The organism is Nonomuraea sp. NPDC050022, from assembly GCF_044460705.1.
Taxonomy (GTDB): Bacteria; Actinomycetota; Actinomycetes; order Streptosporangiales; family Streptosporangiaceae; genus Nonomuraea.
In genome coordinates, this window is the sequence record NZ_JBITKE010000007.1 from 258228 (window position 1) to 282879 (window position 24652).

Sequence of the window (24652 nt, forward strand, 5' to 3'; positions counted from 1 at the left end):
GTCAGACCTGGGTGCCCGAGGCGAGGTAGACGGCCAGGGTCGTCTTCTTCTGTTCCTCGTCGAAGCCGGGATCCTGGAGGACCGTGAGGAGCCAGGCGAGCCGGGTCTTCCTCTCCTCCGGCGTGAGCAACGCGTCCAGATTGATGTCCAGCCGGACCTTGTTGCCCAGCGCCTTCAGGTCGTTGTCGTCGATCAGCCGCTGCGCCCGCTGTGCCCGGTTGGCCTTGATCTCCTCGTTGATCCTCTTGAAGACGAACTGCCGTCCCGACTCATAGAAGGTGTCCAGCCCGATGGGGATCTCGGAGTTCTGGTAGGACACGGTGGCGAACTTCAACCGGACGAAGGCCAGGTAGGTCACACCGATGCCGGCGGCGAATAGCCAGGAGTTCCAGCCCTGGAAGGCCGTCAGCGCGCGCAACCCGAAGAAGACCGCCACGGCCGTCACACTGTTGACGACGATGAACCCCCACCACCATACGGATCGGTAGACCCGGTAGCCCGACACGTCGCCGGCGATGAACGTCTGGTCCATGTCGAAGAGCGTCACCCCGCCGGCGATGGCCGCCGACAGCACGGAGAACCACGCGGAATGCTGCATCGTCTGCCGCCCTACTGGTCGGGTACGTCGTCGCCGGCGCCCAGCGCGTCGTCCAGCGCGCTGTTGAGCTCGTCCTCCGAGGTGCCGCTCGCCGCTTCCTCGGCCTCGTCGTCAAGGAGGAAGACGCCGCTCACCCGGTCGCGTGGGCTGCCTGGGGTGGCGTTCAGGCTGGTCTTGACCCCGTAGTCGGTCAGCGCGTACCGGCCCGGACCGCTCTCGACGACCAGACCCCGGCGCTGCAATGCGGGGAGCGCGTTGCGCACGTCCTCGGGCGACAGCCCTGAGTAGGCCACCAGCGCTTCGACCGAGCTGTCGCCATGGTCCCGCAGGGCCGGCAACAGCAACGACTCCACCGGCCGGACAAAGAATGGCATGGACACCTCCTGCCGTCGATTATGGCGACGCGTCTGGAGAAAATCGCTAGGGATGTGCCGTCTTCAGACGTCTTGGGCGTCTCGCGCGACGACGGCATAGGTGACGTTGTGGAAGACGTCCAGGAAGTCGTGAATCGTCAGCCTGAACCGCCCGGTGTCCTGCTCGAAGGTGAGCGCCTTGTCCAGGTCAGGCGAGTTTCGATGGTGTGGATTGCGCAGGGTGATGGTGGACGCCTGGGTGTCGAGGGTTGCCAGCACCGCGGACAGCGACGCCATGTCCCTCGGCGGGGCGCCGTGTTTCGCGTCGTAGTCAGGCTCGGGCCGATCTGCGGTGAACCGCAGATCGGCGCCGCAGATCGCGTACGCGTGGCTGGCGAAGACGTGGTGCCGTTGCCCGGGCGAGGACACCGGCGGAGCCAGTACCGCGATCAGCTTGACGACCCTGTCAGCCCAGGGAAGCTCATTCCTCAGGGGCCAGAGGGTGTCAATCACCTCCTCACAGGGGGTCCTGAATTCGTTGGCGTACTCCAAGGCCGCGCGCCTCGCCATTCGCTTGTCCTTCTGATCGTCCGTCTCGCTTCCCGGCGGGTCCGGCGGCAGCACGGACGCCAGCAGCGCGCTTATCCTGCCGCCCTGGTCGGGGAGACCGGCCTTCACCAGATCAGCCTGGTGCTCCTTGAGCTTCGGCAGCAGCTCCTGGCCGGAGTCCACCCAGGACACACCGGCGGTGGGTACGACGATGTACGGTGACTGGCCCGCGGCCTGCTTCTCCAGCATGATCAGTACGTTCAGCAGTAGAGCGGCGTGCGTGGAGGGCGCCTCGCTGGTCTGGGCCGCTCGGCGCAGCTGCTGCACGCTCACCGAGTACGCGTGGCGCAGCTGATGGCCGTACAGGCAGTCGAACAGCGACACCGAGGAGAACAGGCCCTGGCCGATCTGCTTGTAGCCGTCGTCGGGCGTCGTGTCCGGGGAGGGGGAGGCCGTCCCGTACTCGCCGTACGATGCCGCGAAGGCGGCGAACGCCCGTTCCATCAGCGGGACCCACATGACCGCCGTCACCGGGATCGCCGTCTCCGCGTAGACCTTGCCGTCGGCGGTCATGCGGCGTCTGACCACCCTCTGCCCGCAGATGGCCCTTGGCCGGGCGGATATCAGGGTGAGCGTGCCGTCTGGCTGCGCGAGGTGCGGGAAACGCGGCTCGACCACGATCCGCTGCGGCATGCGGCAGGTCCGCTCCTGGACGGTGGCCGTCCGGAAGAAGGTGACGTCGAAGGAGCTTCCGTCGGTGCTCGGCTTGACCATCCGCCTGATCTGGGCGGGATCGTGGTCGGCGATCGAGGCGAGCGTGGACAGCAGGACGCAGGTGCCCAGCTCGCCCTGGGCCACGTCGTCACCGCTCGGACCGTCCAGGGAGAACACGGTCTGGTGCTCCAGCATCAGTCGTTTCACCGGGGGGTCGGCGGGTTGGGTCGCCCCGTCGAGGTAACGGTCGCCGGCGGGATCGATGATCGTGCCGGGGACGAACGGGGTCGACAGGGAGACCATCGACTGGTCGTGGGTGGAGAACAGGTTCTGAGCGTGCGGATAGATCGGCGCGTACGTCACCGGGTACTCCTGAGAGGACCTTTCGTTCGCCGCGAGAATGCCGTCACATGCCTGCAGGGATTGGCGGACGATCGACGACAAACGGGCGTCGTCGTACGGTTCGTTGAGCATCTGGTCGAACGCGGTGGTGACCAGCTTCGGCAGGAAGTTGTACGGCCCCTTGCGGGTGTTCGCCGGCTTAAAGGCGCAGAGGCGCAAAATCGCCGGCCATGGCCCTGGCTCCTGCTCGACGGCCCAATACATGACGGCTTTCTCGGTCACCGACCGCAGGGCCAGAGGCCGCCACAGGTTGACCCGGAAATCGGTGAGGTGCGTCTCCAGTTGCTTCTTCACCATCGAGTGGTTGTCGATGGTCTCGGGCAGTCCGTCGATGGCGGCCCGCACGCGCTCGCAGTGGGCGACGAACCCGGATACGCTGGCGACCTGCTGGATCTCCTCCCGCTTTCCGGCGATGAACAACCCCGTCTCGCCGTTCTCGGCGATCACCGCCGTGGTGTCCGCCCAGCCCGGCTGCCCATCGATCTCGATCCGGACCCTTTCGCCGACGATCAGCGGCGGATCGTCGGTGAAGGCGAAGTCGGTGCCTCCGGGAAGCTCTCTGGGATTGCCCCCTTCTGGGTGGAAATGGGATTTGATCAGGAATTTGCCGCGCATGTGCCCTCTCCCCCTCCTGTGCCACCCCCGAGCCAGCGAATTGTTACACCTTCCGAAAAGCGGGTCAATAACGGCGAACGCGCGAGAGTGGGCTCTATCAGATCGCCGACCGGAGCACAATTGCCGCATAAGCCAGAGAAAAACAATTTCAGCCGCTCACTCGCGGAGACCGGCGGGGGCCCATCAGTTGGCGCGGCTCGCCGGCGGTAACGCAGCCGGGGCTGGAAGCCCGACGACCAGTTCGCCGGTGTCCTATTTTCCGCACGGTATTCCGCTGGACGCTCGCCGGAGGTGTCGCCCCTGACTACGCTGTCGGCACGTGGACCCGATCTTCCAGCTTCCGACCGATTCCCCGCTGGCCGCGGCTGTCTCCGAGGACTGGGGTCTGCTCCCGCTGCGCGTCCCAGCCGGTTGGAACGTCATCTACAACGCCCTGGAGGCTCGACGCCTGCCGGACGGAAGGGTCGAGACCAACGACTCCGAGGACCTGTATTGGGCCCGTACCGCACCATCGCCGTGGCTGACCGCGCAGGAGGTGGCCGAGAAGGGTGGCCTGCGGGCTCGGGAGATCAACATAGACGCCGGCTGGTACGGCGGCTGCGGCTTCCGCGTCGTCGTCCTCGACCCCGACTGGGACCATGAGCGGGCCTCCTACACCACTTCCGACCTCGGTGAGTTCGTCGCCAGCCTGGAGGGATGGATGCGGATGATCGCCCAGCGAGGGGAACTCCCCAAGCCGTGAGGCTCTCCGGGTTATCACGCCGACCTGAGCGGGGCCGGGGGCGCGGGCACAGCGGAGGCCGCTCATCGTCCAGGGATCTCTCTTCGCAAGATCTCCTCAAGTACGGGTAGCGCGCCGCTGAGCACCTCGCGTTCCTCGGCCGTGAGCTTGCCCATTGCGGCAGCGAGAGGTGCGGTGCGGCGTGCGTGGCCGTCGTGGATGGTGGCGCGTCCGATGGGGGTGGCCGACAGGATGGCGCTGCGGCCGTCTTGAGTCGACGCGATGCGCTGAATCATGGACAGCTTCTCGAGTTGTGACACGGTGCGCGCCATCGTCGGCCGCGCCACCTCCTCCAAGGCGGCCAGCTGGGACGGCGTGATCTCTCCCGCGTGCACGATGACCGCCAAGGCGGAGGCTTGAGCCCCGGTGAGCACCGGATTCGGATCCGCCGCCCGCAACCAGCGGACCAGTGTGGCAGCAGCCATCGTCCAGCGTTGAGCCTCGTCATGGACCTTGTGACCACTCATTTGATTAGCATAGGCTAACTATATGCCCGACGCAGCCTTAACCACCGGACCAGCCGTCCCGCGTCTCGCCGCGGCCGCCGCCCCAGCAGCGGCGGCCATGTTCCTGGGCAGTCTCGCGGTGTTCGCCTCGTTGCGCGATGACGGCTATTCGCACGCCCACAAGGCGGTCAGCGAATTGGGCGCCTCAGGGGCACCGCACGCGTTCGCGTTCAACGCACTGGGCTTCGTCGCCCCCGGATTGCTGGTGATCGCGTTCGCGACGGGGTTCGCCCCGCTGATCCGGGCCGGCGGCTCCGCGGTCGGGCCGGCGCTGCTGGCGCTGTCCGGGGCGTCTCTGGTGATCGCCGGTGTCTTTCCCGTGGACATGGCGGCACGCGACTCCGGCACGTCCCTCGCGCATCTGGCCGGCGCCACCGCCTCGGGGATCTTCTGGGCCGCCTCCCTGTTCTGGATGGGCCGGCTGTTGACGCGCCTGCCCTCCGTCGCGCGCTTGGCGCGGATCACGCCGTGGTTTGTGCTGTTCCTGGTGGCGAATCTGGCCTGGCAGGCGATGTGGCAGGCCACGGGGTGGCCGCCGCCCGGATGGGGCCAACGCATCGCCTTCGTCGGCTACTTCCTCTGGATCGCACTTACCGGCGTGATGCTGTTGCGCGGGTCAAGCCCGGCCAATGGTCGGCCGGTGCGTGGCGCAGGTCCTCCGTCTTCCCCTCACAACGGTGTCATCGGTCCGTGATCCACGTACGGATCAGGCCGCCTGGGGAAAGCGGCGCTGGTCGGCCTCGGCCTGGTCGCGGTGGTCTCCGCCATCGCCCTGCGGGTCACCGAGCACCGCCGAACGCGGCGAAAAGCGGCGAAGAGCCGTTGAACGCAGAAGCCCCGCTCGCCCGGCTGAGGTTCCTGATCTTAGGGTGCCGCCGAGGAACCCCTGCAGCCCCGACGCGGCGGGTCGGTGAAAGCCGGATGCGGTGCGCGAGCGGCAGGCTGGCCAGCAACCTGCTGTGCTGCAAAAGGGGCGTACCTTCATGTCTGCTTTCGTGATCGCCGTGGTGGCGATCTTCTTCCTCGGGATGGGCGTCTACGGACTTGTCGCGCCTGCCGCGCTGATCAGGCCGTTCCGGATCGTGGCCGACTCGGCCGAGGCGCGGACCGAGATCCGCGCTGTGTACGGCGGTTTCGGCGTGGCAGTCGGGGGCCTGTTGCTGGCAGCGGCGGCCGACGCGGGCGGGATGCGGACGGGCATGGCCGTTACCGTCGCGGTGTCCCTGCTGGGCATGGCCGTTGGACGGCTGGTGGCGCGGCTGGTCGAGCGGCCGTCGGCGTTCTATCCCTCCTGGCTGTACTTCTGGGTGGAGGCCGTTGGCGGTGGCACGCTGCTGGCCGCCATCACCTGGTGAACCGTCCCGTCACACGACGGGATCCAGGCACCGGATCGTGAGATGCCCGGAGAGCAGCGCGCTCGGGGGAAGGCCGAACATCGCGTGAAACGCGGTGCTGAAGTGGGACGGACTGGCGAAGTAGCCGTCGGCCGCGGCACGGGTGAGGTTCGCGCCCGCGGCCAGCGCACGGCCGGCCCGGTGCATCTGCGCCCACAGCCGGAACCTCCGGTACGAGGTGCCCGTACGTTCCCGGAACAGCCGCAGGAAGCGTGACTCCGACAGCCCGAGCTCGGCGGCCAGCAGCGCGGCGGGCAACGGCTCGTCCGCGCTGATCAGACGGCGCAGGGCGGCGGCGATCCGGGGGTCGGTCAACGATGCCGCCTCATGGCCGGTGACCTCGTCCGCCCAGGCGGCGATCTGCCGGTCCGGGCTGTGCGCGCGGATGGCCGCCGCCCGGACCAGAAGGTCGGCCTCGGCTTCGTGCCCGGTCATGACGCCGTGCTCACCGGCGGTGAACCTGGCCCGGCATGCCCGGTCCTCGGCCGACCCGGGGTCGAGGTAGAGGAAGACCATGCGGTCGCCGCCCGCCGTGAGCTGGTGCCTGACCCGCGGCGGGATGAGAGCGGTCCGCGCCCGCAGCTCGCCGCCGGGTGCGCTCCGTACGGTGAAGGGCGCGTCCACGCCGACGGCCACGCACGCCACCGAGCCGGAGTGCGGGCCTAGCCGTAGGGACGGCCCGGCGTACAAAGCGCGGCCCGGCCACAGCCATACAGCCGCTTCCCCGCCCGTGGCTTCCCGCGCCTGGGGTGAGGCTATACCGCGACGGGTCCGTGAAAGCGCTGACATCGACGTCTCCCGCAGGCTTACCGGAGTCGGAACGTTCCTTGGGACGATGAGGATACGGTGCGCTCGTCCACCCGTGGCCGCCGTCTTCATTCGCTACGCGAGGCGACCTGCGCCGAGACGATCGACGATTACCGACGTAAGCAAGGAAAGGCCGCCATGCCTCGCGGTTTCGCTGGCTAATGCTCCGCCCGCCATGGCCACGGACAGCCCACATGTCCGACAAGAAGTCAAACCGTGCTCGCGCCTCTCTCTAGCTCCCTGGAGCCGCGATGAACGCCACGGACGTGCAGAACTTGGAGAGACCGCTGCACTGCGGCTACCCGACGAACGAACCTGGATCTCGGCGGCGGTGCCGGTCATCAGTGCATGCTCCGGGCGTCGAGTTGTCGTAGTACCCGGGTGACCACCTCGGGGTCGGCGGTTGAGTCGCGGCGTGCGTCGATTACTGCCTGGCGGGCGGCGGACATCATTTCCGATTCGACGCGTCGGACCGTCCGTATCCGCTCGGCCCGTTTCTCGTAGGCCGCGCGCCGTTCCTCGTCGGCGGCCTCAGCGCTGATGCGCATGCCGATGTCCGTCATTCGTTTGGCGAGTAGTTCGACCACCTCTTCGGGTAGGTCCTCGGCTTCGTCGATTTCCTTGAGCCGCTTCCTGGCGGCCTTGGCGGCGCTGATGGCCAGGCGGCGTTCCAGGTCTCGTTCGGCTGCGGTGTCGGTTTTGACGCCCAGCTTGGTCACCAACCAGGGCAGGGTCAGGCCTTGGAGGACCAGCGTGACCAGGATGACGGCGAACGCGATGAACACCAGCACGGCCCGTTCCGGGAACGGCGACCCGTCCTCCGTCTTCAGCGGGAGGGCCAGGGCGAGTGCCACCGAGGCGACGCCGCGCATGCCCGCCCACCACATCACGACCGTCTCGCGCCAGGTCAGCGGTACCTCGGAGTCGTCGTCGCCGGCCCGGCGGGTCTTCCTGGCCAACCAGGCGGCAGGTAGCAGCCAGACCAGCCGTACCACTACCACGACGGCCACCACGGCGGCGCTCCAGCCGAGCACCTCGGTCAGCCGGCCGCCGACCGTACCGAACAGGCTGTGCAGCTCCAGCCCGATCAGGCCGAACGCCACGCCCGTCACGAGCGTGTCGACGATCTGCCAGAACGTCGCGGACGCGAACCTGCCGTGTACGTCGTCGGCGTCCGACATACGGTCGCTCAGGTAGAACGCGCTGGTCAGTACGGCCAGCACCCCCGAGCCGTGCCACTTGTCGGCCACCGCGTAGCTGACGAACGGCACCAGCAGCGACAGCCCCACCTGCAGCGTGGCATCGCCCAGCAGGGCCATCAACCGGCCGGCGAGCCAGCCGAGCCCGAGTCCCACCGCGACCGCCACCACCGCCGACAGCACGAACTCGCCCAGCGCGCCCGGCCACCAGAAGACGCCGGTGACCGCCGCCGTGATCGCCACCTTGTACAGCACGATCGCGGTGACGTCGTTGAACAGGCCCTCGCCCTCCAGCAGCGACACCAGCCGCCTGGGCAGCCCCAGCCGGCCCGCCACCGCCGTGGCCGCCACCGGGTCGGGCGGCGCCACCAGCGCGCCGAGCGCCGCCGCGGCCGCGATCGGCAGGCCCGGGATGAGCGCGTGCGCCGTCACCGCGACGGCCGCCGTCGTCACGAACACCAGCGCCACCGCGAGCAGGAAGATCGGCCGCCAGTTCGCCGCGAACTGGCGCCATGACGTGCGGCGTACCGCCGCGTACAGCAGGGGAGGGAGGAGGAGCGGTAGGACGATGTCGGGGGGTACGTCCACGTTCGGTACGAACGGCAGCAGGGCTAGGACGATGCCGAGCAGGGTCATCAGGACGGGTGGCGGAAGCCCGAGCCGGTCGCCGAGCGGCACCGTGATCAGGGCGCCCAGCAGGATGAGCATGAGCAGCACGAACTGGTCCACGACGCCCTCCGATGATCGTCTCAATCAGCCTAGACGGGTCGTTTGCCGAGGCCACGGAGGGGCGGCCCCCGGAGGTGTGGTCCGGGGTTATGGGGGGCGGCCCCCAAGGTGTGATCCGGTGTTACGGAGGGCGGCCCCCGGAGGGGCGATCCGGGGCCGCGGGGGCGGCCCTGGCCCCGGAGAGGCATCGTGCGGGGTGCGGCGTCAGTGGTCGAGGACCTGCAGGGTGTGGTGGGCCGAGCCGAGGGGGGTCGGGCCCGACGCCGTGATGGCGACCACGTCGGCCACCCGGGCGCCGAACAGGTCCGGCACGTAGATCGCGGGCTCCAGGCACAGGGTCATCCCCGGTTCCAGTGGCGTGCCGTCGCCGGGCTGTACGCGCGGGCCCTCGTCGTGGCCCAGCCCGACGCCCCGGCCGAAGTGGGCGGCGGCGTAACGGCCGTACCCGCTGCCGTCGATCACGTCCCCGACCGCCTTGGCCACGCTCTCGGCGTCGGCCGACGGCCGGGCCGCCGAGTGGAGGGCGGCGGCCCGTGCGGCGAGTACGACCGAGTACATGGCCTCGAAGTCCTCCGGCGGCTCGGCGACGGCGAACACCCGTGCCACCTCCGCGCAGTAGCCGTCCCACCGGCCGCAGAGCGACACCAGCAGTGCGTCGCCGGGGTTGATCACCCGGCCGCCGGGGAGGTGCGCGGGGCGCGCGGTGTGCTCGCCCGCGGCGACCCGCAGCGACAGGACCTCCTCGCAGCCGGTCTCCAGCAGCAGTAACCGCAGCCGGGCCGCCATCGCGCGCTCGGTGGCGCCGAACCAGGACAGCTCGCGGGCCTGGCCGAGCACCGATTCCGCGGCCACGACGGCGCGCTGGACCGCCTCGATCTCGTGCGGCCGCTTGCGCAGCCGCAGCGGCGCCAGCACGGCCGTGGCGGGCACCAGCTCGGCCTCGATCGCGAGGCCGAACAGCTCACGGACCCGCATCTCCGGGTCTACACCGACGCGCCGCGCGGCCCGGGGTACGAGCGGGACCGGGTCGGCGGTCTCGGCGGCCGTGTCCAGGGTGACGACGAGAAACCCGTCGCCCTGCCCGCCCAGGAACCTGAAGTCGGGCGATGGCCGTAACACCAGGGCGTCGACCTCTGCCTCGGCCATCGCCCCCCGCACGGCCGTCAGGATGGACTCCGGGCTGGGCTGCTCCAGGATGGGAACTGCGATGGGATCCGTGGTGGGCTCCAGGGCAGGGTCCGTGGTGGGTTTCAGGGTCGGTTCCGGGGTGGGTTCCAGGACCGGCTCCTGGGTTGGATCCGTGGTGGGTTCCAGGACCGGTCCCTGGGTGGGTTCCGTTACGTCGGGGTCCGTCACGTCGGGTCCGTCACTTGGGCTCGTGGAGCCAGCAGGCGACCGGTCCGAAATCGGGCTCCTTGTCCCGGCACACGTCCATGACCTGCGGGCAGCGCGGATTGAACCGGCACCCCGCCGGCGGGTCGGCCGGGTCAGGCACGTCGCCGGGCAGTTCGGCGGGCAGCACGCCCATCCCGTCGGGCTTGGGAATCGCGCGCAGGAGCGCCTGCGTGTACGGGTGCCGGGGGTTGGCCCACACCTCGGCCGTGTTCCCGACCTCGACGATCCGGCCGAGGTACATGACCGCGATCCGGTCGGCGATCAGCTGCACCACCGACAGGTCGTGGCTGATGAACAGCAGCCCCGCCCCCGAGTCCACGGCCAGGTCGCGCATCAGGGTGGCGACCTGCGACTGGGCCGAGGCGTCCAGCGCCGAGATGGGCTCGTCGCCGATCAGCAGCCGGGGCCGGGCCGCCAGCGCCCTGGCGATCGCGATGCGCTGCCGCTGGCCGCCCGAGAACTCGTGCGGGTGTCGGCTGACGAAGTCGCGCGGTAGCCCGACGCGTTCCAGCAGGTCGGCGGGCGCGGTGGCGGTGTCGCCGGAGGTACGGAGTCCGTCGGCGATCTGGTCGCCCACGCGGCGGCGCGGGTTCAGCGACGCGTACGGGTCCTGGAACACCATCTGGATGCCCGTCAGCTTGCGCCGCCGCAGCCCGAGCGGCGTGACCGGCTGCCCGTCGAACGTGATCGAGCCCTCGGTGACGGGGTTCAGCCCGCAGACGGCGCGGGCCAGCGTCGACTTGCCGCAGCCGGACTCGCCGACCAGGCCGACGACCTCGCCGGGCCCGACGGACAGGCTCGCCCCGGCGACCGCCCTGACGATCGGGCGCCCGGGCGAGCGGTGCTCGACGACCAGGTCGTCGATCGCCAGCAGGGTCATGAATCCTCCGAACGGGGAGCGGGGTCGGACCCGGCGTCGGGTAGCGAGTCGAGCAGGGAGCGGGTGTACGGGTGGGCAGGTTCGCGCAGCACCTGGCCGCGCGGCCCCGTCTCCACCACCAGGCCGTCCTTCATCACGCTCACCTCGTCCGCCACCGCCGACATGACGCCCAGGTCGTGGGTGACGAGCAGCACGGCCAGCCCCAGCTCGTCGCAGAGCCCCCGCAGCAGCCGCAGGACCCCCGCCTGCACGGTCACGTCCAGCGCGGTCGTCGGCTCGTCGGCGATCAGCACCTTGGGGGAGCAGGCCAGCGCGATGGCGATCGCGACGCGCTGCCGCATGCCGCCCGAGAACTGGTGCGGGAAGCGCCCGTACGCCTCCTCGGCGCCGGGGATGCGTACCTTGCCGAGCAGTTCGACGGCCCGCCGCCGGGCCTCCCGCTTGTCGACGCCGAGGTGGTGGCGCATGTGCTCGGTGAGCTGCTTGCCGATCGTGAGCATCGGGTGCAGGCTCGTGGCCGGGTCCTGGAAGACCATGGCCACTTCGCCGCCGCGTACCCGGTTCAGCTCCTTCGGCGGCAGCGTGAGCAGTTCGCGGTCGCCGAGCGCGATGCTGCCGGTGGTCCGCGAGCCGTGCGGCAGCAGCCCGAGTACGGCCAGGCCGGTCATCGTCTTGCCGGACCCGCTTTCGCCCGCCAGCCCGTGCACCCTGCCCTCCTGGAGCGACAGGTCCACGCCGCGCAGGATCTCCTTGCCGCCGATGGTGACCTTCAGGTCGGTGATGTCCAGGGTCACAGCGCACGCTCCTTGATGGCGCGGGCCGTACGGGGGTCGAGGGCGTCCCGCAGCGTGTCGCCGAGGAAGTTGAAGGCCAGCACCACGGTCAGGATCGCCAGGCCGGGGAAGGTCGCCACCCACCAGCTGTCGAAGACCTCCACGCCGGAGGCCACCATCGCGCCCCACTCCGGAGACGGCGGCTTGGCCCCGAGGCCGAGGAACGACAATCCGGACAGCAGCAGCAGCGCGGTGCCGATGTCGAGCGTGGCCAGGACGAGCACCGGGCCCGTCACGTTCGGCAGCACGTCCACTCGCAGCGAGCGCCAGGCCGAGAAGCCCAGCAGCCGCCCGCTCAGTACGAACTCCCGCTCCCGCACGCCCAGCACCAGCCCGCGCGTCACGCGGGCGTAGGCGGGCCAGGCCACGACGAGTACGGCCAGCACCGCGTTGGTCAGGCTGGCCCCGAGCGCCGCGGCCACCACCATGGCCAGGATGACCGTCGGGAACGCGAACACCAGGTCCGCCACCCGCATGATCGTCTCATCCACCCATCGGCCGAAATATCCGGCGCAGGCGCCGAGCAGGCCGCCGATCAGGACCGACAGCGCCACCAGCATCAGCGTCAGCGGGATGGACACCCGCGCGCCGTGCATGACCCGGCTGAGGATGTCCCGGCCGAGCTGGTCCGTACCGAACCAATGGCCTGGTCCGGGGGCTGCCAGGCGCGGCAGGTCCTGGGCCAGCGGGTCGTGCGGCGCGAGCACCGGCGCGGCCAGCGCGATCACGAGCCAGGCGATCGCGATCACGCCGCCGACGATGGCCAGCGGTTGCCGCCAGGCATGGGGGAGCCGCCCGGTCAGGCCCTTGCGGGCCAGGGGATCCCGATTCACTGAAGCCTCACTCGGGGATCGATGACGCCGTACAGCACGTCCACGATCAGGTTGATGACGAGGTAGACGACGCCGACCACCAGCCCGACGCCCATGACGGCGGGCAGGTCGAGGGTGGTGGCGCTCTTGTAGGCGTACTGGCCGACGCCCGGCCAGGCGAAGATCGCCTCGACCAGTACCGTGCCGGACAGCAGGCTGCCGAACGCCAGGCCCGCGACGGTGATGATCGGCACCAGCGCCGAGCGCAGCACGTACCGGAACAGGATCGTCCGGCCAGGCAGGCCCTTGGCGCGGGCGGCCCGCACGTAATCCTGGCCGAGCACCTCCAGCACGGCCGAGCGGGTGAAGCGGGTCAGCAGCCCGATCGTGTACAGGGCCAGCACGAGGGCGGGCGTGATCAGGTGGCCGACGGCCGAGCCGAAGATGTCCCACCGGCCGGCGAGCAGCGCGTCCACCGTCTGCAGGCCGGTGACGGCCGGGGCGGTGCCCAGCGCCGCGTCGACCCTGCCGCTGCCCGGGGTGATCTGCAGCCGGTAGAAGAACACGTAGAAGGCCACCAGCGCCAGCCAGAATGTCGGCACCGAGATGCCGATCAGGCTCAGCACCCGCAGCGCGTGGTCCGACAGCCGGTCCCTGCGCAGCGCGGCGATCACACCGAACGCCACGCCGAGCACGAGGGAGACCAGGATCGCCGCCCCGGCCAGCTCCAGCGTCGCCGGGACGAACTCGGCCAGGTCCTGGCTCACCGGCCGGTGACTCTGCTGGCTGGTGCCGAGGTCGCCGTGGACGACGCCCTGCAGGTGCAGCAGGTACTGCTCCCACAGCGGCTTGTCCAGGCCATGCTCGGTGCGCCACTGCGCCACGATGGCCGGGTCGCCCAGGGCCCGCTGGCCCAGGTTCGCGGCCACGGGGTCGCCGGGCACCAGATTCGTCAGCACGAACGTCACCAGCGTGATGCCCCAGGCCAGCAGGAGCGCCATGAGGATCCGCCGGATCAGGAACCGGGCGAGGGGATGCGCCCCGCGCCGCCTGGACGGGCGGGGCGGGGCGGGGGTGGCGGGCATGCCTACTTCGCGCCGAGGTCGGCGACGTCGACGGTCCAGACCGGGTGATACTCCAGGCCGGTCACCGAGGCGGCCGTCACGATGTTCTGGCTCGGCTGGATCAGCGGGATGAACGGGCCCGAGGCGTTCAGCTTCGTCTGCACGTCGGCGTACGCCTGCTTGCGCGCATCGTCGCCGATCGCGACCGCGGCCTTCTCACCCGCGGCCTCGATCTCCTTGGCCGCGCCGGCCTTCCAGCCCGCCCGCAGGCCCACCGTCTTGCCCGGCAGGAAGGCCAGGTAGTCGCTGGGGTCCGGGTAGTCAGGGCCCCAGTACCACAGGCCCATCTCCTCCTTGCCGTTGCGGTAGTTGTCCAGCGCGGTGGTGACCGGCGCGGGCTGCAGGTCCACCGTGATGCCGACCTCCTTGAGGTTGGCCTGGATCCGCTCGGCCAGCGGCTGGAACGACAGGCCGTTCACGGTCAGCTCGCTCGGGTACTCCAGCTTCACCGTGGGGTTGGCCACGCCGCTGGCGGCCAGGGCCGCCTTGGCGCCCTCGACGTCGCGCTTGGCCGCCTGGTCGGCGGGCAGCGCGCCCAGCAGCTGCGACGGGATGACGCCGGGCGCCTGCGTGGAGCCCTCACCGGCCAGTTCGAGCAGGCCCGCATAGTCGACGCCCTTGCGCACGGCCTCGACGAACTTGGCGTTCGGCGTCGTCTTGCTGACCTTGTCGTCCTGGTTGGCCAGCAGGAAGATCACGTTGGCCGAGGCGGTCTTCTTGACCTGCAGGGTCGCCGGCATGCCGGTCACCTGGTCGCCCGACAGGTTGAGCGCCACCTGGCTGTCGCCGCGCTGGACGTTCAGCTTCTGCGTGGCGGACTCGACGTTGCGGATGACGACCTTGTCGTAGGCGGGCTTGGTGCCGTAGTACTTCGGGTTCGCCTTCAGCACGACCTGGCTGCTCACGTTGAACGACTCGATCGTGTACGGGCCCGAGCCGGCGGAGGAGGCGTTCAGGTACTGCTCGGCCTTGTCCTGCGCGTCCGCGGTCGCGCCGTGCTGCTTGGCGAGCTTGCTGTTGATGATGCCGAGCGCCGGGTTCGGCAGGATGAACGGCAGCGCCGGGTTGGCCGCCTTGGAGGTCAGCGTGATCGTCGAGTCGCCCTCCTTGGCCACCTCGACACCGTCGAGCAGGAACGACGGGGTCCCCTTCATGTCCCGCACCCGGTTCAGGGAGAACACCACGTCGTCCGCGGTGACGGGGGAGCCGTCGGCGAACGTCGCGCCCTGCTTGAGCTTGAGCGTGAGCACCTTGCCGTCCTTGGACAGCTCGTACGACTCGGCCAGCGCCGGCACCGGCTTGGTCACGTCGGCGCCGTCGAAGGTGAGGAGCGTCTCGTAGATCGCCTTCTCGACGGTCAGGCCGGTCGGCTCGTACGTGCGCCCGGGGTCGGCCGTCTTGAGGTCGAAGGACGTGTCGATCACCAGGGTCTTGCCGCCGCCGCTCTGGGCGGCGGGGGTCTGGGAACCGCCGCTTCCGCAGGCGGCGAGGGCGAGTGCACCGGCGAGCAGCACAGCCGCCGTCTGCGAGCGGGTCGCCATTGAGTCCTCCAGTTGGACGGTTGGCCGAAAGATGTCGAGGATTGTCGGGCAGAACGTCCAGGCACTGTGCGGTCGCTGAGACGTATATAAATGGGCTGGGGGTAACTATGAGTGAAATTTCCAGGAATGGTGCCAGCGGTAGCGGTCAGCCTGGACGGATCGGCATCGGCCTGGAGCTCGACGCCGTCCACCTGAAGATCCTCGAGGTCCTGCGGGAGAACGGCAGGATCTCGGTCTCGTCACTGGCCGAGCGGGTGGGTATCTCCCGGGCCAACGCCTACACCCGCTTCGAGGCGCTGCGCGCCGACGGCGCGATCAAGCGGTTCACCGCCGAGATCGACCACGTCAGGACGGGGCTCGGCATCACCGCGCTGATCTTCGTGACCGTCCGGCAGCAGATGTGGAAGCAGTTCAGGGCCGAGCTGGCCAGGATGCCCGAGGTCGAGTACTGCGCGATCACCACCGGCCAGCACGACGCGATGATCCAGGTACGGATGTCGGACGTGGCCGAGGTCCACGCCATGGTGACCGATCGGCTGGCCAACATCCCGGCCGTGAAGGCGACCGAGACGGTCTTCATCCTGGACGAGGTGCTCAGGCGGCCGTACGTGCTGCCCAGCGACCGTGACAAGGCCCGTCCCGCACGGCGGGCGGCCCAGGAGGCCCCCGGCGACGTGCCGCTCGGCAAGATGCGCTTCGTCGGCGCCGCGGAGGGAAGGGCCGCCCTGCGCAAGGACGGGTAGGTCAGGCGGAAGGATGGTCAGGTCAGCCGGTGCTGAGGGGCCGGAGGATCAGCCGGTGACGACCTCGGTGCACACGCTGACGTGCCGGGTGTCGTCGCCCTCGAACTGGAACTCCTCCACCAGGCGCAGCCGTCCGTCGGCCTCGGTCTCGATGCGGCTGTTGCTCTGGCCGCCAGCCTTGCCCCCGGCCTTGAGCGCGTGCGCGTAGGCGATGGAGACCAGGTCGCCGTCCCTGGTGCCGACGAAACGGCCGTGGGTGACGGTGTCACCCGTGTAGCTGCCCCACACCACCCCGTCGGCCTCCCAGTAGTCGAACGCGGTGGGCCGCTCCTGGTCCACCACGCTCGCCGTCGAACTCACCATCACGAATCTGCGGCCGTTGAGAAGGTTCACGCCGCCCATGCTCCCGATGTTTCCTGACACGGAGCGTCAGGCTGGACGTTTCTCGCCGAACGCCGAGATCTCCTCGGCGATCCGTCCAGCCGCCGGGCCCGCGAAGCGGGCCTTGTCAGGAATCCGACTCTGCCGGCCGAGGTTTACCAGGGGTCGGACAAATGGTCAAAGCGTCTGGTGGAACGATGGACTTGTGACGGCCGCGCCGAAGGTCGCCGCGTTCCATGAGACGAAAAGGAGACGCCATGTCTTCTTCGGCCACACACCGTTCCATGCAGGTCGGCGAGCCTGGCGGGGACCTGTCCCTCGTCCGGGCGGACACCCGGGAGCCGGGCCCGGGCCAGGTGCGGATCACCGTCGAGGCGTGCGGGGTGTGCCACTCCGACGCGTTGATCACCTCCGGCCACATCCCGGGCACCACGTTCCCCGTCACAGCGGGGCACGAGATCGCGGGACGCGTCGACGCGGTCGGCGACCACGTCACCGGCTGGTCCGTCGGTGATCGGGTGGCGGTCGGCTGGTACGGAGGCAGCTGCGGCCACTGCGACGCCTGCAGGCAGGGAGACGGCATCCTGTGCCCCGAGCTGCAGGTGCCGGGTGCCGCGTACGCGGGCGGGTTCGCCGACTCCGTCGTGGTGCCGGCCGTCGCCCTGGCCGCGATCCCGGACGAGCTGACGGCGGTGGAGGCCGGGCCCCTGGCCTGTGCCGGCGTGACCGTGTACAACGCGCTGCGCCACAGCTCGGCGCGTCCGGGCGACACCGTCGCGATCCTCGGTGTGGGCGGTCTGGGGCACCTGGGCGTCCAGTTCGCCGCGAAGATGGGCTTCAACACCATCGCGCTGGCCCGCGGTCCCGACAAGGCGCCGCTGGCGCACAAGCTCGGCGCCGCCCACTACGTCGACAGCGCCACCGCGCCGGTGGCCGACGCGCTGCGGGCGTGCGGAGGAGCGAAGGTGGTGCTGGCCACGGTGACCAACGCCGAGGCGATGTCCGCGACCATCGACGGCCTGGGGCCCCGCGGTGAGCTCATCGTCGTCGGCGTCGACATGGAACCGCTGCGGGTCACGCCCCTGCAGCTGGTGGCGGCGGCCAGGCGGGTGTACGGGCACGCTTCCGGCAACGCCGTCGACATCCAGGACACCATGAGGTTCGCCGCCCAGAGCGGTGTCCGGGCGTGGACCGAGGAGGTCTCGCTGGAGGAGGCCCGGGCGGCGTTCCAGAAAATGCTCTCCGGCCAGGCCCGCTTCCGCATGGTCCTGACCACCGGGAACTGATCGACCATCGCAGCGGAAACTCCGCCCGACCGTTACCGATCGGTTACGTACCGTACCGCAATCTATCCCCTGAGTAGTCATGCGGTCTGTGATAGTAATGTCACGCTCGGTGTTCGGTGGGGATTGGGGAGATCCTTATGCTGCAATACGTAATCGCGGCCGTGGCCGCGGTGGGTGTGGTGGCGCTGGCGGCCACCCTGTTCAGGCTCACGAAGAAGGGCAGCGACGACAACGACGCCGGCGGACCGTCGGCCGGCCACGCGGGCGCGATGCTGTCCGCCCTGTTCCTCCTGGTCTTCGCCATCGCGATCATCGTGCCGTGGACCACCGCCGACTCCGCAAGCCAGAACACCCACACCGAGAGCCAGGCCGCCGTCGAGGCCTACTGGTCGGCGTCCGGCCTGCCGGGCACCGCCCCCGACGTGGTGCGCGCCGGGCTGCGCGACTACATCACGTTCGTCGTCCGGGACGAGTGGCCCGTCATGCAGCGCGGCTCGATGGATCCCGTCGGCACGGAGCGGCTCGACGCGCTCCGGGCCCGCGTCGCCGCGCTGCAGGTGACCGCCGACCAGAAGGAGGCCAAGACCGCGGTGCTCGACCACCTCGCGGCGATCGCCTCCGCCCGTTCCCAGCGCACCGCCGACGCCGCCGCGACGCCGCCCGACGGGCTGCTGGCCCTGACGATCCTCACCGGCCTGCTGGTCGTCCTGTTCCCGTTCCTGGCCGGAGCGCGGCCGACCGGGCTGGCGGTCCTGCCGCTGCTGGCGATGGCCGCGATGCTCGGCTTCGGCGTCTACCTCACCTGGGACATCTCCCACGCCTTCGACGGACCGCTGGCCGTGGGGCCGGAGGCGTACAAGGGCGCGCTGCAGGAGTTCGCCCGGATAGCCGGAGGCGTGTGACCGTGGGGGCCTGGCGCATGCCGCTGCTCCTGGCGGGCACGCTGTTGGCGCTGTCCGCGAGCGCTCCCGCCGCGGCCGATCCGGATCCGGGCGACGTGACGGTGAAGGTCGGCGTCGAGGCGACCGTGTGTGTGGACGTGCCGCTGGTGAGCGTACACATCGGGAAATGCGCGGCGCCGGCGGCGCAGCCGCCGACCGTGGTGAAGCCGCCGACCGTGGTGATCGTGAAGCCGCGCCCCGTCGTCACTCCGAAACCGCAGCCCGTGGCCACCCCGAAGGTGACGCCCAGGGTGCGGGTGGTGATCACTCCCCGCCCCGCGAAACCCAAGCCGACTCAGCGGCCGACACCCAACCGGGTGCGGGTGCCCCACATCGCACCCCAGCCGGTCCGCGTCAAGCCGGCCAAGCCGACACCGAAACCCACACCGACCCTCAAGCCGACGCCCAAGCCCCCGGTCGCCTTTGTACGCGCCCATCGCGCCCCGCCACCGCGCCCGCGGAAGAACCCGCTGGGCACCGTGCTCCTGATGGTGGTCCTCACGACGGCCATCGCGTCCACCACGGCCGTGGCGTTCGCCTCCGTGCGATAAATGACCGTCTGGCGACGCCGGAGGCGGAACCGAAACCGGTTCCGCCTTCTTGGCTTTCAGCGTGCGGTGGTGAACAGGAACGCGCAGTCCTGTACGGCCTCCACGCAGGGGCGGCGTTCAGGCATGACCAGCAGATCGCCGGGCATCCCGTCCCAGGACTGGCCGCTGTCCGCCTCGCGGGCAAGCGTGAGCTGATCGCGAACGAGGGCAGTCAACGAGACCTTGGTCATGACTGTGGGGCGCGACGGTCTCGCCGAGCTTCCAGCTCTTCCGGGCTGACCGGGATCAGCATCGGCTGTCCAGGCGCGCAGAACATCGTCACCACGAACTGCGACTCCTCGTCGGTGAGGTGGTTGCCGTCCTGGTAGTGGATCACGTCTCCACCGGGCTCCCAGAACGCGTCACCAGGCCGGAGAACCCGCACAGGTTCGCCTTCGAGCTCGAAGTTGACGGCGCCCTTGATCACGTAGCCGTACGCGGGCCCGGAGTGCCGGTGAGGCGGCGCACCCGGGCTGTTCGGCGGCAGCGTGACCCGGAGCGTCATCGCTTCGGCCCCCTCCGGCGCGGCCGGCGCCCCCGGTACGGTGCCGACGACGTCGATCTGCGGCGGTGGCCCGCTCTTGTCGGGGTTCTCCAGGTGGTGGGCTTGAGCGTGATCGGTGCTCATCATGATTCCTTCCCGGAAGTGGCCGGCTCGATCCGGCCGTTCACCAGCTCAGACAAGACAGCGCCCCGATCTGTGACAACGCTCCGAACAGTGCGTCTGTCTCATCCGCGCAGTTCAAGAGGCACGTTGGTATTTGCCGGGGGCCCGGCCAGCCGACGCGGCGCAAGCCCGGCGCGGCGGATGGCGCGCGTAGCTCGGCGGCCAGCGTCCAAGAAGCGCAAACACCTGGTCCGTTGTCCGTCAACTTCGCGTACGACCGGCCTTGCCGGGTACCGGGGGCGCCAGAGAGGGGGAGCCATGACATTGGACGCCATCAGCATGATCAAGTCAGACCATCGCGACGTGGAGCGGCTTTTCGGTCGGCTCAAGAAGGACACCGAGGATCGTCCGGCCCTGCTAGCCGAACTGGCCGCCAAATTCGTCGCTCACTCCAGGGGGGAGGAGGAACTGGTCTACCCGGAGATCGCCAAGGCCGTACCCAGTGAGAAGGACCAGGTCCGAGAGGGAGCGGAGGAACACCACCAGGCCGAGCGGATGCTGCTCCAACTCCTGGACGTCGACACCGACACGGAGCGGTTCGACAAGCTGCTGGACGAGCTCGTTCTGGCAGTCGCGCACCACGTTCAGGAGGAGGAGAGCGAGATCCTCCCAGCGCTCAAGAAGGCGGTTTCCCGCGAGCGCCTGGAGGAGCTCGGCCGAGCCTTCAGCGAACGCAAGGCACAGGAGATCCAGCACGGTCTTCCGGTGGGGAGCGGTAACAAATCGAGGAAGCAGAGCCGAGGATCCAAGGAACCGAGCAAGGAGGATCTGTACCACCGAGCTCAGGAGGCCAAAGTCCCCGGCCGCTCGTCCATGACCAAGGAAGAGCTCACCCGGGCGCTGCAGAAGAGCGGTAAGGCCTGATCAGCGCGTGGGCCGCCTCGCGAGATTGGGACCTTTGACCCTGCCAGGCGCAGCGAGGGCGCCGAATAATGGCAGGTGGGAGGTGACTTCGATGAAAGAAAGTCATGAGCTCCGCTGGGGTGGAGTGGCAGGCGTCGTGGCCATAGTGGTCGCGATCATCGGGCGCCTGATAATGGGGAACGCGCCGCAGATCACGGAATCCGCGATGACGATCTCGGGGTATCTGGTCGAGCGCCGGGCCCAGGTTCTGGCGGCGGCACTGCTGTACGCCATCGCGACCGCGCTGTTCCTGTGGTTCGGCGTGGCGCTGGCCACTGCCTTCCGCCGTTCGGACGAGACCAGTGACGCGCCCGCGATGGTGCTCGCGGGGTACATAGTTCTCGCCGCCACCGGATTCATCGGCATATCCGTGTTCGCCGGGATGACCTACGCGGTCACCACGCATCGGCCGCTGCTGGCCATCGCCGCGGCGCCGTACATCTCGCTGACCGTGATGGACGCCATCATGGGAATCGCGCTGGCCGTGCCGTTCGCGGCCTCGGCCGCCGCCATCATGCGCACGCACGTATTTCCGCAGTGGATGGCCTGGTGCGCCATCATCGTCGCCGTGGTCAGCGTCCTGGGCGCGTTCACGGTCGCGATCACCGGCGGTCCGCTGGCGCCGGGCGGCGCGTTGGTGGCGTTCGTGCCCGGAGTGCTCACCGCGCTGTGGGTGCTGGCCGCGAGCTGGCTGCTCATCCGCGAGCATCTGCCGATCCCGAGCGCCGGGGTGAGGCCGGTGATGGGCCACTAGCCACTGGCCACACGCCACTGGCCACCGCCACCAGCCACCACGCCGGGTGCCTGACCATGCTGGATCTGATCATCCGGCATGGTCAGGCACCCGGCGAGCGGCGATGGAGCTTTGGGCGAGCTCGCTCAGTCTCCGTGCAGGCCGTCGGGGTCGCAGTAGTCGACCTCGTCCGTGGGCCTGAAGTTGGACACGATGATCTCGCGTTTGAACCGGCCGCCCTTTGGTACGTCCTCGGCCGACACCTCGTACGTGAACTGCTGCATCGTACGAAGCCGGGTGCCAGCGATGACGATCGGGCGCCGGACCAGGTAGATGGCCGCCCACGGGCAGCAGTAGTAGCTGCCGTACGGCTTGCCCCCGGCGTCGGTGGCGTAGGTGATGGCGCCACTGGTGAACGCGGCGTCGATCTCGGCCTGGATGCGCAGGGTGTGGGCCGCGTCGGGGTCGTACTCCCACATCTCCTTGATCGCTTGCCGGGCGCGGGGATCCGCCTGCCAAACGCCGCGCTTCTGCGGGTCGGTCAGGCACCAGGGGTCGAAACCGCGGGGGTTCACCGGCGGCGTCGCGACGGGAGGCACGGCCCGTCTCGCGTCCGCCCCTTTGTAGTCGGCGATGAGCTGCGGCATCGCGGTCAGCTGGCCGAGGTGGTAGTAGATCTCCAGCGCCCGCTGCAGCCGCTGCTCGATCGCCTCGTGCATCCGCGGGTTCGGGTCGGTGTCCAGCAGTCCCTCGGCGTAGTCGGCGGCGGTCGCGGCCTCGGCGACGAGCTGCCTGAGCCGCCGCAGGGCGTCCATGTGCCGGTCGGCGTCGGCGACCGTCTTCTCGAAGACGCCGAGCGCGACCTCGGCGTGCTGGCGGATCGCGCGGGAGGCGGCCAGCATGCCGTGCAGGTGCGGCAGCGGACACGGATCGGCCTCGGCCCACTCCGGCAGGTCGGCCGGGAGGAGTAATTCCTGCTCCACCAGGTAGCCGGGATTGCCCGCCGCCTGCCGCGCCCGCGATACCCACCCTTCGACCTGTGCGAAGCACGCGCCCACCTGCCGGGCGGTCACCGGCGGCACGAATCCGGAGGTGCGAGGGTCGGCGGTGTAGTCGGCGTCCAGCAGGTGCTCGCCGATGGCCTGGAGGACGAACGCGTTCCACACGCACAGCAGTTGCCCGGCGGCCCCCTGCGGGCCGTGCCACAGGTTCACCCCCTCCAGGGCCAACCGGCCCCGGAGGCTTTCGGCCTGCTCCAGCTCGGTGTACACGATCCCGCCTGCCCGCCGGTACGCCTCGAGCTCGTCGGCCCGGACCTCTCCCTTCAAGGCAGCGGCCATCCGTGTCATCAATGTCGCCATGCGATCCCCCATCCCCATCCCCGTGCGCCGTCCGTCGTAGCGTAAGTCGGATATGGGGGATGATCCCCGGGTAGCAGGAACATTTTGATCACGACTCGGCTCCTGGGATCGACGCGTGCGCGCCGGTCCCAGGAGCGCCGTGCGGGTCAGCTGCCGGGGCCGACGCGCATCATCTGCTCGTTCATGATCAAGAAGGCGCCCAGCCCGTGGAAGTCGTTCACCGGCCGCCCCCGGTTGAAGTAGTAGCTGAGCGAGTCGCTGGCGTTGGTGCCCTCGCTGACGTCCACGAGGTTCGTCCGCCCGTCCTGGCCGAGTGAGATCTTGTTCAGCACCCCCTGGTAGCCCCGGTCGGCGTTGGCGCGGTAGGAGGCGTCCACGTACCCGCGCTCGACCGCCTTCGAGATCGTGTACGTGTACATCGCCGAGCAGGACGTCTCGGTCCAGTTGGCGGAGTTCGTCGTCTCGGTGACCACCTGGAACCACCGTCCGGTCGCCGGGTCCTGCCAGCGGGCGTAGGCGGGCACCAGGTCACGGATGATGTTGATCAACGCGGTCCGGCGCGGGTGGTCGGCCGGGATGAGGTCGAGGATGTCGATCGTGGCCATGCCGAACCAGCCCATGGCCCGGCACCACGAGATCCCGTTCGTGTTGCCCAGGGACGGCTTCACCCAGGAGGCGGTCAGGCCACCGGGCTCGTCGTAGGCGTGGTAGAGCAGCCCGGCCGCCGTGCCCGAGGTGCGGCGCAGATGGCTGTGATAGACCTCGATCTGCTTGGCCGGCTCGGCGCTGGTGAAGGTGTCGCCCGCGACCCAGGCGCCGTAGCGGGCCAGGAACGGATCGGCCATGTAGACACCGTCGCCCCAGAGCTGGCCCTGCCGCGAGTCGGAGGTGGAGTGCCACCAGCCGCCGTCGGAGGTGCGCGGGTAGGTGTTCAGCCGGGTCCGGATCTTGGTGGCGGCGGTGCGGTAGCGGGCCTGGCCCGTCTCTTTGAACAGGGCCAGCAGGACGTTACCCGCCTGCATGCTGTCGAGGTTGCCGAAACTGTTGGAGATGTTGCCCGAACTGTCGACGAACCGGTCCGTCCAGTCCTTGATGTACTGCAGGTAGCGGGCGTCACCGGTGCGCTGCCAGACGAGATACTGCCCCCACAGGTATAAGCCCTGCGGGTAGCTCCAGCCACCCAGCGAGCTGGGGGTGAAGCGGGCCATCGTGGAGTCGACGACGGCCTTGGACCAGTCGGTCCCGCCGCCCGTGGTGCCGTCGTCGACGGTGAGCGAGTCGACGTTCGGGCCGCCGTTCGCGGTCGTCGCGGTGGCCCGTACGGTGTTCGGGCCGGCGACCAGCGAGGCCTGTACGGTCACCGTCCGCCAGGTGGTCCAAGCCCCGGTGCCGGGGAAGGACAGGCCGGTCGCGATGGTCGTGCCGTTGAGGGAGATGCTCATCGGCCGGTCCACCGTGGTGCCGTTGGCGTACCGCAGGATCAGCCGCACCTGGCGCGCCTGCGGTGAGTCGGTCGCCCATTCGACCGACGAGCCGGTCACGTTGTCGTAGTTGACGAAACCGGTGCCGGTGAACCCGGCGTGGTTGGATTCCACGACGCCTTGCGAGATGGTGGCGTTCTCGGCTTCGTGGAGCGTGGCCGCGGCGACGGCCGCGGGCACGGGCTGGATCAGCAGGGCACCGAGGGCCACCACGGCCACCACTCGATGTCGGATTCTGAGGGGCAAGGGACTCTCCTCACGCTGGTGAGCGTCACAGGTAAGACATCCTAGGTCTCACCTGTGATCTTCTGACCTGTGATGTCTCTCGGCTGTC

At 69.6% G+C, this 24652-nt stretch carries 26 protein-coding genes; 9 read left to right on the top strand and 17 right to left on the bottom strand.

The features are described from left to right. Position 1: 1 nt before the first annotated feature. The 3 genes from ACIBO2_RS30270 to ACIBO2_RS30280 all read right to left on the bottom strand — a co-directional run bounded on the left by ACIBO2_RS30270 (position 2) and on the right by ACIBO2_RS30280 (position 3231). Positions 2–598, bottom strand: a complete 597-nt coding sequence (locus ACIBO2_RS30270; RefSeq protein WP_357953377.1) for a hypothetical protein — start codon at positions 596–598, stop codon at positions 2–4. 11 nt (positions 599–609) lie between these two features. Next, complete coding sequence (locus ACIBO2_RS30275) at positions 610–972, bottom strand: hypothetical protein (RefSeq protein WP_358542568.1); 363 nt, start codon at positions 970–972, stop codon at positions 610–612. A 63-nt stretch (positions 973–1035) separates the two neighbouring features. Continuing rightward, a complete protein-coding gene (locus tag ACIBO2_RS30280) occupies positions 1036–3231 on the bottom strand; it encodes a hypothetical protein (RefSeq protein WP_397301180.1) in 2196 nt (731 codons plus the stop codon). A 319-nt stretch (positions 3232–3550) separates the two neighbouring features. Between ACIBO2_RS30280 and ACIBO2_RS30285 the strand changes: the two genes are divergently transcribed. Beyond that, positions 3551–3973, top strand: coding sequence for a hypothetical protein (locus ACIBO2_RS30285; RefSeq protein WP_358542574.1), 423 nt, complete (start codon positions 3551–3553; stop codon positions 3971–3973). A 62-nt stretch (positions 3974–4035) separates the two neighbouring features. On the opposite strand, the gene ACIBO2_RS30290 is transcribed toward ACIBO2_RS30285, so the two are convergent. After that, on the bottom strand, positions 4036–4479 hold the full coding sequence (locus tag ACIBO2_RS30290; protein WP_397301183.1) for a MarR family winged helix-turn-helix transcriptional regulator: 444 nt from the start codon (positions 4477–4479) through the stop codon (positions 4036–4038). A 22-nt stretch (positions 4480–4501) separates the two neighbouring features. Here ACIBO2_RS30290 and ACIBO2_RS30295 point away from each other — a divergent pair, with 22 nt between their 5' ends. Together ACIBO2_RS30295 and ACIBO2_RS30300 are read left to right on the top strand one after the other, a co-directional pair. Continuing rightward, on the top strand, positions 4502–5212 hold the full coding sequence (locus ACIBO2_RS30295; RefSeq protein WP_358542580.1) for a DUF998 domain-containing protein: 711 nt from the start codon (positions 4502–4504) through the stop codon (positions 5210–5212). A 289-nt stretch (positions 5213–5501) separates the two neighbouring features. Next, on the top strand, positions 5502–5873 hold the full coding sequence (locus ACIBO2_RS30300; protein ID WP_358542582.1) for a DUF4345 family protein: 372 nt from the start codon (positions 5502–5504) through the stop codon (positions 5871–5873). Between the two features lie 9 nt (positions 5874–5882). Here the strand turns inward: ACIBO2_RS30300 and ACIBO2_RS30305 are convergent, their stop codons facing one another. From ACIBO2_RS30305 to ACIBO2_RS30340, 8 genes are all read right to left on the bottom strand, one after another. Then, positions 5883–6548 carry a helix-turn-helix domain-containing protein gene (locus ACIBO2_RS30305; RefSeq protein ID WP_397301187.1) on the bottom strand — a complete coding sequence of 222 codons (666 nt, stop codon included), beginning with the start codon at positions 6546–6548 and terminating at the stop codon, positions 5883–5885. Positions 6549–7060: 512 nt separating this feature from the next. Further along, the gene (locus tag ACIBO2_RS30310) at positions 7061–8647 is read right to left on the bottom strand and encodes a Na+/H+ antiporter (RefSeq protein ID WP_397301189.1); all 1587 of its coding nucleotides are present in this window, start codon (positions 8645–8647) and stop codon (positions 7061–7063) included. A 204-nt stretch (positions 8648–8851) separates the two neighbouring features. After that, entirely contained in the window at positions 8852–10003 is a 1152-nt protein-coding gene (locus tag ACIBO2_RS30315) for a M24 family metallopeptidase (protein WP_397301192.1), read from the bottom strand. 10 nt (positions 10004–10013) lie between these two features. Further along, the gene (locus ACIBO2_RS30320) at positions 10014–10922 is read right to left on the bottom strand and encodes an ABC transporter ATP-binding protein (protein WP_397301195.1); all 909 of its coding nucleotides are present in this window, start codon (positions 10920–10922) and stop codon (positions 10014–10016) included. Then, positions 10919–11716 carry an ABC transporter ATP-binding protein gene (locus ACIBO2_RS30325; RefSeq protein ID WP_358542594.1) on the bottom strand — a complete coding sequence of 266 codons (798 nt, stop codon included), beginning with the start codon at positions 11714–11716 and terminating at the stop codon, positions 10919–10921. Before ACIBO2_RS30325 ends, ACIBO2_RS30320 begins: the two co-directional genes overlap by 4 nt. Then, on the bottom strand, positions 11713–12588 hold the full coding sequence (locus tag ACIBO2_RS30330; protein WP_358542597.1) for an ABC transporter permease: 876 nt from the start codon (positions 12586–12588) through the stop codon (positions 11713–11715). Before ACIBO2_RS30330 ends, ACIBO2_RS30325 begins: the two co-directional genes overlap by 4 nt. Further along, positions 12585–13652: an ABC transporter permease gene (locus ACIBO2_RS30335; RefSeq protein WP_358542600.1), complete on the bottom strand. Its 1068-nt coding sequence runs from the start codon at positions 13650–13652 to the stop codon at positions 12585–12587. The genes ACIBO2_RS30330 and ACIBO2_RS30335 overlap by 4 nt, the downstream gene beginning before the upstream one ends. Positions 13653–13654: 2 nt before the next feature. After that, on the bottom strand, positions 13655–15232 hold the full coding sequence (locus ACIBO2_RS30340; RefSeq protein ID WP_357953346.1) for an ABC transporter substrate-binding protein: 1578 nt from the start codon (positions 15230–15232) through the stop codon (positions 13655–13657). A 107-nt stretch (positions 15233–15339) separates the two neighbouring features. Between ACIBO2_RS30340 and ACIBO2_RS30345 the strand changes: the two genes are divergently transcribed. After that, positions 15340–15975 (top strand): Lrp/AsnC family transcriptional regulator, encoded by a 636-nt coding sequence (locus ACIBO2_RS30345; protein WP_357953344.1) that lies wholly within the window; start codon positions 15340–15342, stop codon positions 15973–15975. Positions 15976–16023: 48 nt separating this feature from the next. Here the strand turns inward: ACIBO2_RS30345 and ACIBO2_RS30350 are convergent, their stop codons facing one another. Beyond that, positions 16024–16368 carry a hypothetical protein gene (locus tag ACIBO2_RS30350; RefSeq protein WP_357645519.1) on the bottom strand — a complete coding sequence of 115 codons (345 nt, stop codon included), beginning with the start codon at positions 16366–16368 and terminating at the stop codon, positions 16024–16026. A gap of 245 nt (positions 16369–16613) precedes the next feature. Here ACIBO2_RS30350 and ACIBO2_RS30355 point away from each other — a divergent pair, with 245 nt between their 5' ends. From ACIBO2_RS30355 to ACIBO2_RS30365, 3 genes are all read left to right on the top strand, one after another. Then, a complete protein-coding gene (locus ACIBO2_RS30355; protein WP_397301201.1) occupies positions 16614–17642 on the top strand; it encodes an alcohol dehydrogenase catalytic domain-containing protein in 1029 nt (342 codons plus the stop codon). A gap of 137 nt (positions 17643–17779) precedes the next feature. Continuing rightward, the gene (locus ACIBO2_RS30360) at positions 17780–18544 is read left to right on the top strand and encodes a hypothetical protein (protein ID WP_358542609.1); all 765 of its coding nucleotides are present in this window, start codon (positions 17780–17782) and stop codon (positions 18542–18544) included. Next, positions 18541–19134: a hypothetical protein gene (locus ACIBO2_RS30365; protein ID WP_358542611.1), complete on the top strand. Its 594-nt coding sequence runs from the start codon at positions 18541–18543 to the stop codon at positions 19132–19134. Before ACIBO2_RS30360 ends, ACIBO2_RS30365 begins: the two co-directional genes overlap by 4 nt. 56 nt (positions 19135–19190) lie before the next feature. Here the strand turns inward: ACIBO2_RS30365 and ACIBO2_RS30370 are convergent, their stop codons facing one another. Together ACIBO2_RS30370 and ACIBO2_RS30375 are read right to left on the bottom strand one after the other, a co-directional pair. Beyond that, the gene (locus tag ACIBO2_RS30370) at positions 19191–19349 is read right to left on the bottom strand and encodes a hypothetical protein (protein WP_397301204.1); all 159 of its coding nucleotides are present in this window, start codon (positions 19347–19349) and stop codon (positions 19191–19193) included. A gap of 11 nt (positions 19350–19360) precedes the next feature. Beyond that, positions 19361–19804 (bottom strand): cupin domain-containing protein, encoded by a 444-nt coding sequence (locus tag ACIBO2_RS30375; protein ID WP_358542617.1) that lies wholly within the window; start codon positions 19802–19804, stop codon positions 19361–19363. Between the two features lie 294 nt (positions 19805–20098). Between ACIBO2_RS30375 and ACIBO2_RS30380 the strand changes: the two genes are divergently transcribed. Together ACIBO2_RS30380 and ACIBO2_RS30385 are read left to right on the top strand one after the other, a co-directional pair. Continuing rightward, positions 20099–20704, top strand: a complete 606-nt coding sequence (locus ACIBO2_RS30380) for a hemerythrin domain-containing protein (protein WP_358542620.1) — start codon at positions 20099–20101, stop codon at positions 20702–20704. A 91-nt stretch (positions 20705–20795) separates the two neighbouring features. Further along, positions 20796–21497 (top strand): hypothetical protein, encoded by a 702-nt coding sequence (locus tag ACIBO2_RS30385; protein ID WP_358542623.1) that lies wholly within the window; start codon positions 20796–20798, stop codon positions 21495–21497. 125 nt (positions 21498–21622) lie between these two features. On the opposite strand, the gene ACIBO2_RS30390 is transcribed toward ACIBO2_RS30385, so the two are convergent. Together ACIBO2_RS30390 and ACIBO2_RS30395 are read right to left on the bottom strand one after the other, a co-directional pair. Further along, positions 21623–22837, bottom strand: coding sequence for a hypothetical protein (locus ACIBO2_RS30390; protein ID WP_397301209.1), 1215 nt, complete (start codon positions 22835–22837; stop codon positions 21623–21625). Between the two features lie 146 nt (positions 22838–22983). After that, the gene (locus ACIBO2_RS30395) at positions 22984–24564 is read right to left on the bottom strand and encodes a glycoside hydrolase family 88 protein (RefSeq protein WP_358542629.1); all 1581 of its coding nucleotides are present in this window, start codon (positions 24562–24564) and stop codon (positions 22984–22986) included. Positions 24565–24652 lie beyond the last annotated feature (88 nt).

Bases quoted from the DNA above. Each gene is read 5' to 3' on its own strand.
- ACIBO2_RS30345 (WP_357953344.1), top strand. From the start codon at position 15,340: ATGAGTGAAATTTCCAGGAATGGTGCCAGCGGTAGCGGTCAGCCTGGA.
- ACIBO2_RS30290 (WP_397301183.1), bottom strand. From the start codon at position 4,479: ATGAGTGGTCACAAGGTCCATGACGAGGCTCAACGCTGGACGATGGCT.
- ACIBO2_RS30275 (WP_358542568.1), bottom strand. From the start codon at position 972: ATGCCATTCTTTGTCCGGCCGGTGGAGTCGTTGCTGTTGCCGGCCCTG.
- ACIBO2_RS30360 (WP_358542609.1), top strand. From the start codon at position 17,780: ATGCTGCAATACGTAATCGCGGCCGTGGCCGCGGTGGGTGTGGTGGCG.
- ACIBO2_RS30300 (WP_358542582.1), top strand. From the start codon at position 5,502: ATGTCTGCTTTCGTGATCGCCGTGGTGGCGATCTTCTTCCTCGGGATG.
- ACIBO2_RS30385 (WP_358542623.1), top strand. From the start codon at position 20,796: ATGAAAGAAAGTCATGAGCTCCGCTGGGGTGGAGTGGCAGGCGTCGTG.
- ACIBO2_RS30390 (WP_397301209.1), bottom strand. From the start codon at position 22,837: ATGGCGACATTGATGACACGGATGGCCGCTGCCTTGAAGGGAGAGGTC.
- ACIBO2_RS30380 (WP_358542620.1), top strand. From the start codon at position 20,099: ATGACATTGGACGCCATCAGCATGATCAAGTCAGACCATCGCGACGTG.
- ACIBO2_RS30280 (WP_397301180.1), bottom strand. From the start codon at position 3,231: ATGCGCGGCAAATTCCTGATCAAATCCCATTTCCACCCAGAAGGGGGC.
- ACIBO2_RS30375 (WP_358542617.1), bottom strand. From the start codon at position 19,804: ATGATGAGCACCGATCACGCTCAAGCCCACCACCTGGAGAACCCCGAC.
- ACIBO2_RS30320 (WP_397301195.1), bottom strand. From the start codon at position 10,922: ATGACCCTGCTGGCGATCGACGACCTGGTCGTCGAGCACCGCTCGCCC.
- ACIBO2_RS30270 (WP_357953377.1), bottom strand. From the start codon at position 598: ATGCAGCATTCCGCGTGGTTCTCCGTGCTGTCGGCGGCCATCGCCGGC.
- ACIBO2_RS30355 (WP_397301201.1), top strand. From the start codon at position 16,614: ATGTCTTCTTCGGCCACACACCGTTCCATGCAGGTCGGCGAGCCTGGC.
- ACIBO2_RS30295 (WP_358542580.1), top strand. From the start codon at position 4,502: ATGCCCGACGCAGCCTTAACCACCGGACCAGCCGTCCCGCGTCTCGCC.
- ACIBO2_RS30335 (WP_358542600.1), bottom strand. From the start codon at position 13,652: ATGCCCGCCACCCCCGCCCCGCCCCGCCCGTCCAGGCGGCGCGGGGCG.
- ACIBO2_RS30340 (WP_357953346.1), bottom strand. From the start codon at position 15,232: ATGGCGACCCGCTCGCAGACGGCGGCTGTGCTGCTCGCCGGTGCACTC.